Genomic DNA, 12,112 nt, shown 5'->3' on the forward strand with positions numbered 1-12,112 from the left:
ATGACTGAAACAGCTATGGGGTTCCTCGGCATTATGACGGGCCGTCGCCACGGGAATCCTCCGATTGCCGAGCCAGAATTTTGCAGTCATTTATGTCGTGCAGCTCCACGATATAACCTTAAAGTCCTCGTATTTCATCCGGACGGAGTAGCGGCAGACGGGTCATCCATAACCGGTTATACATGGAAAGATGGAAGCTGGTACAATACGACCTCTACGCCACCAGATATCATTTATAATCGTTGTTTTTACAATAATCCGAAAGAAAGAAAAGAAGCTACATCTGCACTCTCTTTCCTTCACCGCTCACTACCTTGGTCACGAGGTTTACCTGATAAATGGGGCGTATACGAGATCTTAAAGCGCAACCGAAGAGCAGCTATTTTACTGCCAGAAACTGTACTCTATACCGGTACACGCAAGTTAAGCAATATGCTCGCTGAAAGAGAATACGGGGTCTTCCTAAAACCCAAAGCAGGCTCTCATGGCAAACGTACAGTGCATGCCATACTGCAGAACAGACGCTCTGGAGGAGGCATAAGAGTACGAGGGCGTGATGGGACAAATACACCCTTTCAATATGTATTCAGCTCACAGGATGAAGGACTGAAGTGGATTCATGAATTTATCGGCACACGCCGCTATATTATACAGCCTTATCTGCACCTAACTAATCGTAAGGGGCAACCGTTCGATGTGCGTGTATTGATGCAAAAGAATGGCCTCGGTCGCTGGGATCTTACTGGCATGGCCGTTCGGCTGGGAAATCATGGTTCACTGACTTCGAACCTGCATGGCGGTGGAACTGCGGTTCCTCCCTTGCCCTTTTTGCTTGCAGAATATGGTCAGGACGGAAAAGACATCATGCAGGAGCTTGCTACAGAAGCTGCATACTTGCCTCCTCTTCTGGAGGCCGCATGCGGTAGGCTTGGAGAACTCGGCCTAGATTTCGGTATTGATTCGAGCGGTCGGATTCATTTACTAGAAGCAAATTCCAAGCCAGGGCGCACGGTATTCCGGCTGACGGGCGACCGCCGGGCTGCTAAGCTCGCCGCCGAGAATCCACTGTCTTATGCGCGCCATCTGCTACTCACACAGCGACGGATACCATCCCTATCTACGGACAGCTCCGTTATAAACGGGAGAATGATAACAATGGTTCCTAAGGAGGATTCATAAATGAGTCTCACTTTTTGCAATGTGCATTTTACTAAGCAGCCCCAAAGAGTTGTATATGTATCAGGTGCACTGATGAAGAGCTTGAAATTAACCGGGAAGAAGAACATTCGCCTTAGACTCGGTAAAGATGCCATCCCGACCATGATCAAGCCCATCAAGCGCGCCGGAAATCATCTATTCCTCGCCACTGGTGTAAAGAGTGCTATCAAGGTTCCGAAATCTGGTGGTATCTATTTACGCAATCTGCAAAACGACGAGGTACAGCTTGGACCTTTGGTCGGTGTATTGACCGATGGGCCAGCATCTTCAAATCAACCCTTCGGTTCTCGCACTGGCTTTATAAAGCAATTACTGCGGGAAGGCAGTAACAAATGTTATATATTTGCCTTTATGCCGCGTGATATCAACTGGCAGCAGGAGCAGGTCTATGGTTATTTCTTAACCGCAGGCGGCAAATTCGAACGTAAAATGGTTCCTCTGCCTGATGTTGTCTACAATCGGCTACCCAGTCGGAGAGCGGAGACTTCACCTTATATCAACCAGCTTCGCGAACGCTTTATGCGCAAGAAAATCCCTTACTTTAACTGGAGCTTTTTCAATAAATCCGATATTTATCGGTTGCTAGAGAATGACGGAGCTGCAAACCGTTACGTACCTGAGACACACAGCAATCCCTCCTCCGAAAAAATGAGAGAAATGCTGGATCACCACCATTTTGTATATTACAAACCTTCCGCAGGCAGCCTGGGTCACGGGATTTACCGACTTACCTATCTGCCGAAAAAAGGATATTTTGCCCGCTACCGCAAAGGTGGAAAAAACGTACTTCTGCGCTTCACTACCTTTGAAAGCCTCATGCGTATGCTTCGGTCACGACACGGTCAAGGTCTGCAAAATTATATCGTTCAACAGGGAATACGTTTGATTGAAATTGAGGGCTGCCCCATTGATTTCCGATTCCATATGCATAAAAACGGCAGTAATCAATGGATTGTAGTCGGTATTGGCGCTAAGAAAGCCGGCCGAGGCAGTGTCACCACTCACCTCAAAAACGGGGGGGCATTGCTTACACCTGGGCAGGCGCTCGGGCGTGTATTCGGCGGCAGAGCAGACGAAGTATTACAGCGTGCGAAGAGTACAGCCATTAAGCTGGCAGAATCCTTAGAAATCCAGCATCGTCATTTGCTCGGTGAAATTGGCTTTGATCTCGGCATTGATCAGGATGAAGACATCTGGATGTTCGAGGCCAACGCCAAACCAGGACGTTCCATCTTCCGTCATCCTTCCCTGCGCGCTGAGGGCAAAGCTTCCATCGAGCACATTCTGGAGCATTGTCTATACCTCAGCAAATTTCGCAGGAGGGATGAGATGTGAACACCCATATTCCGGATGAAACAAAACCCGTTATTGCCATACTGACAACCAGCGATAAAGTAAGGCAATTTAATGGCAACCGTAATAACTTCCGGGACATCATTCGCACAGGCAAGGAACTGGGATTTCTTGTCTACGTCGTCACTGTCCGTGACTTGAAGCTCGAGGAACGGATGGTGAACGGTTATGTCCCATCATCCAGCGGAAGAATATGGTACAGCATTCCGGTACCTCTTCCACAAATCATCTATAACCGAATTCCTACCCGTGAGGATGAGGAAAAACCTGCTGTCGTACGCAAAATAGCTCAATGCCTGGAACATCCAGGCATTAAGCTATATAATCCATATTTTTTCAATAAATGGAGTCTATTTGAATGGTTGAAAGGCTCGTATGCTACCTCGAAGCATGTTCCAAAAACCAGACGTTTACGCAGTGCAAATACGCTTATCGCCATGCTAAATAATCATACCAGTCTCTATCTTAAACCTGAGAATGGCAAAGCAGGTAAAGGAATTATGCGTTTAAAATACCGTGCAGATACCACTTTACCCTATCGGTTGCAAATTCAAAGCGGCAAAAAAAATGTGACCTACAAAGCTGCCTCAGTAGATCGCCTCTGGGCACGGATAGGAAAAGAAAAGGGAAACTCGCGCTACATCGTACAGCAAGCTATTGAACTAGCGGCTCACCGAGGACGACCATTTGATCTACGTGTACTTCTGCAGAAAAACGGCAGAGGCGGCTGGGCAATGACCGGCATAGGTGCGCGTCTAGCTGGTGCCCGCAGTATCACTACGCATGTACCTCGTGGCGGAAGTATTGAGGAGCCCTCCACCATGCTGGAAAGCACATTTGGAACCGAAAGAGCAGCCTCCATCTTAAAAAGTGTACCTACAACTGCTCTGTTAATTGCCAGACAAATTGAAAGAGCCTCTGATTCTATGCTCGGTGAGATGTCGATGGATCTTGGTGTAGATGAGAACGGTGGACTCTGGTTCTTTGAAGCAAACTCCCGACCGATGAAATTTGATGAGCCTGCGATTCGCAAGCTTTCCTTGGAGCGAATCTTTCAATATGGCCAGCACTTAGCACGCCATTCCAAGTAGAATTCATTAAAGGATGTGACACAGCATGCAGATATCCTCCATCTACGACACTGATGCTAAAAAGTGGAAATTGCGGCTAACCGGACTGCTTGAGTTTATAAGAGAGCATGGGGAGCGTCGGATTACAAACCAAGCTTGCAAGGTAATGGCCCGATTAACTCCAGAACAGTTGTCAAAGCCAGGTGTCTCGCTGCTTGTCGCCACCGTACGCGGTCAGAATGGGCGCCAGCTAGCAGGAGTAAGCTTCGTATCCGGTTTCGGTGAAGAAGCCTGTCTCGTTGCCGTGCATCCCTTATACCGAAATAGGCATACCGGCACCGCCCTTATGGCCGCCCAGTTAAAGCGTTTAGGCCGCCTGGAATGCTGTGTTGCCAGCGATAATACAGCCAGCCTGAAAATGTGTTTCAATGTTGGTCTTGCCGCAGTGGCGCTTACTAGTGGCCCTACTGGCAAGCCAACTTTATTGATCCGGTCTCCACAGAATACCGTCAGTACTACAAACTCTCCACAAGAAGGTGAACTCCTGTGCCAGAGCCCGTCTTAGGCATTCTTACTTTGTATATAAATGAAGCCAAGCAGCTTGAAGAAAAGGCCGTGTACCGGAGAATGATCATTGAGGGCAGTCGAATGGGCCTGGATGTTTTTGTGTTTACCCCCATGGATGTCCATCCAAGCAAAGAACAGATCCATGCCCTTGTCTTTGATCCAAAGAGCGGGAAATGGTCACGCAAATGGCGTTCCTTCCCGAACATGATTTATGACCGTTGCCGTATCCAGCGCAGCACGCGCTTTCAACAGTTGCTTCGTTTCCGTGAACGCTATAAACATCTGCTCTTTCTGAATCGTCCACTGCGCAACAAATGGACCATTCACCAAACGTTCTCACAAAAGAGTCGCTTCCGGCAGCATATGCCAGAAACATTACTGTATAACTCCTCTGCGGATCTGCACCGAATGTTAAAGCAGAGCCCGGTTCTCTATATCAAGCCAGCAAACGGCACAGGTGGACGCGGTATCCTTAGAATTGAGCGGGTAAAGAACATTAAAGGGGTATTTGATATTCAAGGCCGTCGCCAAGATCGCCGGATTATTCCTCCCCGAAAGGTCTCTGCCTCCCGATTGGATTCCATCGTTCGACAATGGTGTATTGGTGGACGTTTCCTCGTCCAACAGGGGATTCCACTACGTCTGCCTGGCGGACGTTTCCATGATTATCGCATGCTCGTTCAAAAGAATGGGCAAGGAGTCTGGGAACTGACAGGCATGGCAGCAAGAGTTGGTGCGGCCCGAAGTGTAACCTCCAATCTGCATGGCGGTGGGCATGCCGTTCGAGCTGAAACGCTCCTGAAGGAATGGCTGGGTAGTCAAGATAAGACCGATAAGGTCATGCGAACTGCTGAGAAATTAGGACTTGATGCCGCGGCCTTCCTTGAAGAAAGTTTCGGAGCCTTATGTGAACTCGCACTGGATCTCGCCATTGATCGTGAAGGAAGAATCTATGTGCTGGAGGTTAATCCAAAGCCTGCCCGTGAAGTGTTCGCCCGATCAGGGGACGGCAACACCTATCGTAAAGCACTAGTGCGTCCTTTGGAATATGCGTTATGGATCTATAATAATAAAGGTGCCCCTGCGGCAGCTAAGACTACTGAGGAATAGAATGATACTCAACAACTTAACAACCGCCTCTCTGCAGGATGCAGAAAGGCGGTTGTTGTATGACCTCTGATGTTCCAAGGAACTAATTTTTGAAAAATCTCGTCGAAATGAAAATTTTTGATTAGTTTAGCAAAGGTGTTAGAAAAAAGAAGAGAATAGTGGTACCCACACAAATATGGAGCAATAGCTGTAAGTCCTTTTCTAATAGATGTTTTATAAACAAAAGATAGCTCACGATACATAACAAAAAAACAGCAATATAAAAAAATAAGGAATCATAATGAGTAACTATAAATAGGTCTCCGCCACCAATAGAAAAGACTATACCTATTACTAAAAACCACATACCCACTCCAAGTGCAGCACTTAAAGCAATAAAAAGGAAACTCATTATCATTTTTTATACTCCTTTGACATGCTTCTCCGTTCCTTATCATTACATAGGAATAACCCCTTTCAACGATCTATCGGATCATCCCCTTAGTTTATGTATATCTTTTTAGCTTTGAGCTATTCCTGCATCTGTATTTAGAACCTTAACAATAAAAAAAGGCAACCCTCTACTTAGATGAGGTTTGCCTTTTGTTCGTTTGACAAAAATAAATCGCGATATTCCTATTCGCTAACCGATGCGTTATCGTACAAGTCGATCAACTCATCGAAGGAAGTGATAATAACATCGGAGCCCTTCAGCTCATCCTGACGTCCAAAGCCTGCATACGCACAGCCGATGACGGTTTGAGCATTTCCCTTGCCTGCCTCCACATCGGACGAGCGATCGCCTACCATCCAGGCACTCTTGATTCCATGATTGTCTAGCAAAATGCGTAGCAATTCTGTCTTCGTCGCAGTGCCTTGACCACCCGCACTATACAATCCTTCAAATAACTCTTTAAGCTCATGCACCACAACTATACTGCGAATGTATTCCTCCAGCCCATTACTAGCCACAAACAACCGCACTCCACGCTCTTTTAGCGCAGTCAGTGTTTCGACCACCTGAGGATACAGTAACGTCCCACCTGCTTCAAGTCCTTCGACCTCTAGCTGCAATAGCAGCTCATCTGCACGGCGGTGTACGGCCTCATCTGCTTCAGGCATAACCTTCTTCCAAATATCTGCCAGTAGCATTCCTAAGCTGCTTAGAATACGCTCTTCCGGCGGTGTAGGTCCTTCATATAGTCCCTCTTCCCGCAAAATATCGAACATTTTATGATATGCAGGTAATAAAAGACTTTCAGTCTGGAACAGTGTTCCATCCATATCAAAAACAATCGCTTCCGGCTTGTTCAACTCCGAGTGAACCGCGTTCAGTTCTGTTCCTTGTACCTCATTACTCATCTGTTGTTCCTCCCCATTCTCTTTTGCTTCAGGTAAGCACATTCATCTGCACGAAATTTCCAGTACAAGCCCTATGATATATGAAATCACTTCGGAATGTCCATGCTCTCTACATTTCTTGTTGCAGTTTATATTTCAACTTGTAATATATCAAGTTGAAATATAAAGAAGAGATATCCATGTCACTTCAATTCAAAGTGTGCTGGAGTCCGAATAAGCATTTGTGTTGCAGCAAGTTTCCTATTTCCCAAGGGGATTTGCTGCTTTTTTAATGTGATATTAAAAAAAGAACCGGCAGCATGCACAATTTCGCGCTTGCTGTACCGGTTCTTTTTTTAACAAAAATGTGTAATCTATCGATTATACTCTGTCAAAGCTGGAAATCAGCTCATCAAGAACATCTTTGCTTACCATTTTACCTTTGAAATTGATGAGGTTCTCTGCACTTCCGGAGAAGATACAAGTTGGCTCGTATTTTCTAAGAATAATTTTCTCTCCATCTACAAAAATCTCGAGCGGGTCTTTTATGTCAATTCCCATCGTTCTACGTAATTCAATAGGAATTACGATACGTCCCAATTCATCTACTTTTCTTACTATGCCTGTCGCTTTCATCATCGTACATCCTCCCTTGAAATTACATTAATAATCATTTTTGCTAAAAGCTTATGTAGGCTTCTATGTGATAGTAATGATTACGCTATACACTAATATTAAAGTGCTATTCTTTCCCTGTCAATTAATTTTCTACAAAATATGATATTTATCGACAATTATTCGACAAAGATATGTACACTTTCGACAAAACGCTGTAAAGCGATCCAATTTATTCGTCTTGAAATTAATAAATATCCAACATTGCGATTACAAATCAGCTTGCGAAGTATCCCTATTATTAATCTCATTTACCCAATACATCAAGTCTGTAAACACTTCGGCGTATATCAGAGCGAACAATACATCTAATAAAGTTAATACAGACTATTTAGGCTTTATGCATCTACTTTTTTCGACAATCTAATGCTCTACTACACTCTTATTTAATATAAGTATCACATATTATTAATAGAAAGATCAAATATTGGATAAATTTAACACAAAAAATTGAATTTAATCACAAAAAAACCGACCAGCAATCTCTGGTCGATCTGCTATATCGTTATAATTTCTTCTCCGTGACCCTGCCATTTGCATCAATAACTGCATTATAAGACAGGTTATTCATTAGCTTGATTGTCTTCCTGTTGTAAGAATCCTCCATAAAGTTGGGCTGTCCCCCTATAATCTTGACTGGCGTAATCTTACTCGTCACCTGGGCATCATTGATCTCAATATTCACTAGCATCGAGTGAAGCGTCTTTTCTCCACCACGTGTTGAACGATTAAACACAAAGTTTCCAAGTGAATAATAGATCGGTTTATTTTTGTAGTATTCGATGCCCATCAGGCAATGGCTGTGTGTGCCGAGTATGATATCTGCACCACTATCAATCATCTGTTTGGCTAGCGTACGGGCGTATTGTTCAGGGTAATCCTTAAACTCTTCATTCCAGTGAATGTACACAATCGTGTAATCATTCTCCTTAGACATCTTCTGAATAGCCGTAAGCATAGGCTGCGAGGTGTACGCTGAGGCAGCTCCCGGTTTATTGTTGCCGGCATACCAAGAAGGGCCTGAAAGCACTCGGCTTACACCTAAAATTGCAATCTTCTTCCCCCTTACCGTCCTTGTATACGGTTTGAACGCTTCCTCTACATCTTTGCCTGCTCCTGTATGGCCAATCTTGTTTCGATCCAGATGCACCAGTGTGTCGAGCATAGCGTCTGTTCCGAAATCTAAAATGTGATTATTAGCCAAAGATACGCCGTCAATCCCAGCATAGGTTAAGCCACCAAGCACTGCTGGTTTGGACCTAAAAGCAAAGGTCTTCTCTGCCGCCTTCCCTCGAATAGACACTGGCGTTTCCAGATTCGCGAAGGCGATATCTGCCTTTTGTAAGGCAGGTGCGACTTTCGCAAACGGAAAGTTCACTCCGTATTTCGCGATCTGATCACCCACAAAACCGTCCAAGAGAATATCACCAGCAAAAGCAAGTCTGATAGGTTCTGAAGATGGCGAAGCTGCACTAGATGCAATCGTCGAAGGGAGGATCAGTGATAATAGAAGTGTAGTGAGTAGCATGCTGCGCAGTACATTCGACCCTAATCTCAAAAAATACAGCCTCCTATCCTCATTATGGAATCTATATTAGCTATTATTCTAGCTTACTGGAAATAGATTACTAATTTAAGGGTAAGAAGACCTGTTATCGCTTTGATTTTTTCAAAACAGCCCGGAAGCATTGTAACCCGCCCCACAAATCTGTGGACACGGCATCTGCAGGCAGCTCAAAATCCGTCTCCCCCCAGTATTGAAATCCAGCCTGCAGCAGCAAATCATTCATAAGATTTAGGTTTACCGTCGGGTAATCAAACGTTAGTACCAGTAGCCCTTCTTCGTTCAACGTTCGGTGAAATTCCCGTAAAGTGCCCACCGTATCCTCTAAGGTCAAATGCTCCAGTACTGATATGCAAAAAATAGTGTCAAAGCTCTCATCCTCATAAGGTAGGTCCGCAAGATTGGCCTGAGCAAGATGCAAGTTGTTAGTTCTTCTAGCTATAACCTGCTTCGCCGCTTTTTCCCCGATCTCATCTGTAATCGCATTTAAAATGTCCTCCCGGTAAATAACCCTGCTGTCCATATCGCAAGCATAAACCTCTGCACATACCCCTGCTAAATAAAATTTCAAGGGATGAGGAATTCCACAGGCTGCATCCAGTACAACCCCATGTGGAGAAATAAAGTTAATACACCACTCATATTCAAAGGGACGACTCCACCAGGATTCTGGCAAATCATAAATTAACTTCTCACGACTTGCATCTGAGTTTACAAAAAAACGCGAGACAAAGGGATGTGTTGGCATGGCCAGGACTCCTTTTTAACGGAATTTAAGGTAGTGAGAGTATATTCATGATTTGCTGATTCATGCCATAACCTTACATTGAACGAGACAAACCCAAAAAAACGGCTGCTCCCTTAGGAACAAACCGTCTTTAAATATAACTGTATAAACCTTATGCGTAGAATGAAAGAGGTTTGGCCTCAATTCCATGTTTCTCAATCAACGAATCCAGAAGATCAGACCATTCCGCATCGACCGTGCATTGATCTGGATGAGCCTCGAACCAAGCAATTGACTGCTTTATCCCTTCAGAGAAAGGAACGGTCGCCTGGAAGTCAGGCACGAGACGTTTGATTTTACTATTGTCAAAGACACTGCTGACCGCTTGATCCGATCAAGCCATCCGCCGTCCCTGAAGGGGAGAAGGCTGTGATAAAGTCTGTAGAGATATGAACCACTTTCGGCTCCACACCTGCTGCTTGCCCTATGGCTGCATAGATCTGATCCAGTTCAACACTTCGTCGGAAGTAATATGAATGGCCTCCCCCAATCACTTCCGGATGCCCAAGCAATCCGACATAACCTTTAGCAAAATCCGAATTATGCGTCAATGTCCACAAAGATGCTCCATCCTAGAGTACTCCCAATAAGGATTCTTTAGGGGCGTCTCTTCTCGTATTTAAGAGAGTTATTTGACGGCACCCAACGTTTTGGAGCGCTTCAGCGAAAAATCACTAATGTTAGCCCTCGTGCGTTGACCAGTACCCTTCGCCATTTAGAAGAACACGGTGTACTTGAGCGCCATGTATTTCCTACCGTACCAGTTACAGTGGAATATTCTTTAACTCCAAAAGGTGTGGATTTGCATCAAATTTTGAAGGAAATGAAGCTATGGTCGGCCAAATGGACAATAGAATAAATAATTGGTTGTAAAATGATCAAAATAGCCCCGGGAACATCGTTCCCAGGGCTTCTTTTTTTACTATCCGATCTAGTATTTATCTACAACCGCTCCGAGAACTGCCGTATTTACATATGCCTTTCCTTTGAGGCTTTGCAGCTCCTTCGCAGTTCCAGTAACGACGACTCCGAGTAGCTGTACGTCACTGGCATCCGGTGCCGCTTTATCCTTTTTCAAATAATTCGAGATTCTCTCAAATTCCCCATAATATTTGCCCTCCTTCTGAAGACCATATGTTAGGGATTGTAAAAAATCCTCTGGTTTCGGTTTAAATAGCCCTTCCCATTTGACACCGTAACCGTATACTTGTCTCGCTGATTCCGGTAAGGCATATTTATTCGGGCTACTGTCGTTCGTAATAAATTCAAGATTCTTCTTATTATCATACGTATCTACCCAATACCAAACTTGTGCCAGTTCAACTGGTAGCATTTCTTCAACTTCGGTTTGTGTATAGCCTTTATCAAATGAAACAGCCATCTCTACCAGCTTGCCAGGTTCCATTTGTTCGAGTGCAGGCAGATCATTCAGCACTTTTCCGTTATAATTCACCCCGGGTACATAGAACATCATTTCCCGCTGTCCATTTTGACTGTTATATCCTCGGTAATATTCATAATTTTGGCTAGTCATTACTGGATCAGGAACATTAATACTAGAGTATCCCCTATTAAGGAGAGAAAAACGGCTGCTCATACTAAAATCCAGTTTTTTAGTATCCCACACGACCGGTACACCCTCAACAACCTTGTAAGTACTCAGTTCAACTTTGCCTGATAAAAAGCCTAGATCCAGCTCAGTTCTCAGCTCATGAAGGTTAGGATTGCTAATTTCCATCATGATCCTCTCCTCATTCAGCCCGCGCATCGCTAGCCAGCTAGTTAGTTGAGAGATACCCAGCATGCCGCCGAACAATACTATAATGGTCACAACCAGCGAAATGACCGTATTACGAATCAATGTTTTTCGTTTGGCTTTCTTAATTATTTTCGAAAGGTTTTGATCATCCTTTTCTTCCCATGGTGCTGTCATTCCGCTTCACCTCTATACTTTTTTTGAAATTGCTTGCGGGCGCGAAACAATGCCGATTTGACCATATCCGTTGTGATTCCGAGGAGCTCTGCTATTTCCTGATAGGACAACTCCAGCTCGTACTTCATAATAATGAGCTGTTTATGGAGCGGAAGTAGTTCTGCAAGAACGCGGTCAATGTCTTCCCGTTTTTCTTTTAGCAACAAATGATCCTCCGGCAGTTCCATGTCTGGAACATCCACATTATCAATAGGAATAACTATCCGCTTGCTGCGGCGGCACAGATCATAATAGCGATTAATCGCTACCTTATATAACCATGCACTGAATTTGTTCTCATCAATGGAGTCGATGTACAAAAGTGCCTTATACACCGTATCCTGTACGATATCTTCCGCGTCGGCTGCAGGTGCCCCGAGACGAATCAAGTATTTTTGGATTTCTAGCATTTTCGGTTGAAGTATCTGATGTAGCTGCCCGGGCTTCATCCTGCACCTCCCTTCGTATGTATAACG

The 12,112-nt window shown here is 44.6% G+C and carries 13 protein-coding genes and 1 pseudogene; 6 read left to right on the forward strand and 8 right to left on the reverse strand.

All coding sequences use genetic code 11. From position 1 onward, the window contains the following. Genes UQ64_RS16695 through UQ64_RS16715 form a run of 5 tightly spaced genes read left to right on the forward strand, consistent with a single transcriptional unit; the run spans position 1 to position 5,318 of the window. On the forward strand, positions 1 to 1,179 hold the full coding sequence (locus UQ64_RS16695; protein ID WP_060624557.1) for a YheC/YheD family endospore coat-associated protein: 1,179 nt from the start codon (positions 1 to 3) through the stop codon (positions 1,177 to 1,179). Further along, on the forward strand, positions 1,180 to 2,553 hold the full coding sequence (locus tag UQ64_RS16700) for a YheC/YheD family endospore coat-associated protein (RefSeq protein WP_060624558.1): 1,374 nt from the start codon (positions 1,180 to 1,182) through the stop codon (positions 2,551 to 2,553). Next, entirely contained in the window at positions 2,550 to 3,662 is a 1,113-nt protein-coding gene (locus UQ64_RS16705) for a YheC/YheD family endospore coat-associated protein (RefSeq protein WP_060624559.1), read from the forward strand. The genes UQ64_RS16700 and UQ64_RS16705 overlap by 4 nt, the downstream gene beginning before the upstream one ends. Before the next feature lie 25 nt (positions 3,663 to 3,687). After that, positions 3,688 to 4,206 carry a GNAT family N-acetyltransferase gene (locus UQ64_RS16710; RefSeq protein ID WP_060624560.1) on the forward strand — a complete coding sequence of 173 codons (519 nt, stop codon included), beginning with the start codon at positions 3,688 to 3,690 and terminating at the stop codon, positions 4,204 to 4,206. After that, positions 4,188 to 5,318, forward strand: a complete 1,131-nt coding sequence (locus tag UQ64_RS16715; RefSeq protein ID WP_060624561.1) for a YheC/YheD family endospore coat-associated protein — start codon at positions 4,188 to 4,190, stop codon at positions 5,316 to 5,318. The genes UQ64_RS16710 and UQ64_RS16715 overlap by 19 nt, the downstream gene beginning before the upstream one ends. A 615-nt stretch (positions 5,319 to 5,933) precedes the next feature. Here the strand turns inward: UQ64_RS16715 and UQ64_RS16725 are convergent. From UQ64_RS16725 to UQ64_RS16745, 6 genes are all read right to left on the reverse strand, one after another. Beyond that, positions 5,934 to 6,659, reverse strand: coding sequence for an HAD family hydrolase (locus UQ64_RS16725; protein WP_060624563.1), 726 nt, complete (start codon positions 6,657 to 6,659; stop codon positions 5,934 to 5,936). Positions 6,660 to 7,019: 360 nt separating this feature from the next. Beyond that, positions 7,020 to 7,277, reverse strand: a complete 258-nt coding sequence (locus tag UQ64_RS16730) for an AbrB/MazE/SpoVT family DNA-binding domain-containing protein (RefSeq protein ID WP_042125931.1) — start codon at positions 7,275 to 7,277, stop codon at positions 7,020 to 7,022. Positions 7,278 to 7,818: 541 nt separating this feature from the next. Continuing rightward, the gene (locus UQ64_RS16735) at positions 7,819 to 8,841 is read right to left on the reverse strand and encodes a CapA family protein (protein WP_060624785.1); all 1,023 of its coding nucleotides are present in this window, start codon (positions 8,839 to 8,841) and stop codon (positions 7,819 to 7,821) included. A gap of 124 nt (positions 8,842 to 8,965) precedes the next feature. After that, positions 8,966 to 9,625, reverse strand: a complete 660-nt coding sequence (locus UQ64_RS16740) for a class I SAM-dependent methyltransferase (protein ID WP_060624564.1) — start codon at positions 9,623 to 9,625, stop codon at positions 8,966 to 8,968. Between the two features lie 151 nt (positions 9,626 to 9,776). Then, positions 9,777 to 9,947 carry a hypothetical protein gene (locus UQ64_RS31730; RefSeq protein WP_209445816.1) on the reverse strand — a complete coding sequence of 57 codons (171 nt, stop codon included), beginning with the start codon at positions 9,945 to 9,947 and terminating at the stop codon, positions 9,777 to 9,779. Positions 9,948 to 9,969: 22 nt separating this feature from the next. Next, the gene (locus UQ64_RS16745) at positions 9,970 to 10,224 is read right to left on the reverse strand and encodes a Rossmann-fold NAD(P)-binding domain-containing protein (protein ID WP_060624565.1); all 255 of its coding nucleotides are present in this window, start codon (positions 10,222 to 10,224) and stop codon (positions 9,970 to 9,972) included. 50 nt (positions 10,225 to 10,274) lie between these two features. On the opposite strand from UQ64_RS16745, the pseudogene UQ64_RS30160 reads away from it, so the two are divergent. Then, positions 10,275 to 10,523 (forward strand): annotated as a pseudogene (locus tag UQ64_RS30160) (winged helix-turn-helix transcriptional regulator); the annotation flags it as partial. Between the two features lie 72 nt (positions 10,524 to 10,595). Here the strand turns inward: UQ64_RS30160 and UQ64_RS16750 are convergent. Further along, positions 10,596 to 11,597 (reverse strand): anti sigma factor C-terminal domain-containing protein, encoded by a 1,002-nt coding sequence (locus UQ64_RS16750; RefSeq protein ID WP_060624566.1) that lies wholly within the window; start codon positions 11,595 to 11,597, stop codon positions 10,596 to 10,598. Further along, entirely contained in the window at positions 11,594 to 12,085 is a 492-nt protein-coding gene (locus UQ64_RS16755) for an RNA polymerase sigma factor (protein WP_060624567.1), read from the reverse strand. The genes UQ64_RS16750 and UQ64_RS16755 overlap by 4 nt, the downstream gene beginning before the upstream one ends. Between the last annotated feature and the right edge of the window lie 27 nt (positions 12,086 to 12,112).

It is taken from the genome of Paenibacillus etheri (genome assembly GCF_001012825.1).
GTDB classification, from domain to species: domain Bacteria; phylum Bacillota; class Bacilli; order Paenibacillales; family Paenibacillaceae; genus Paenibacillus_AQ; species Paenibacillus_AQ etheri.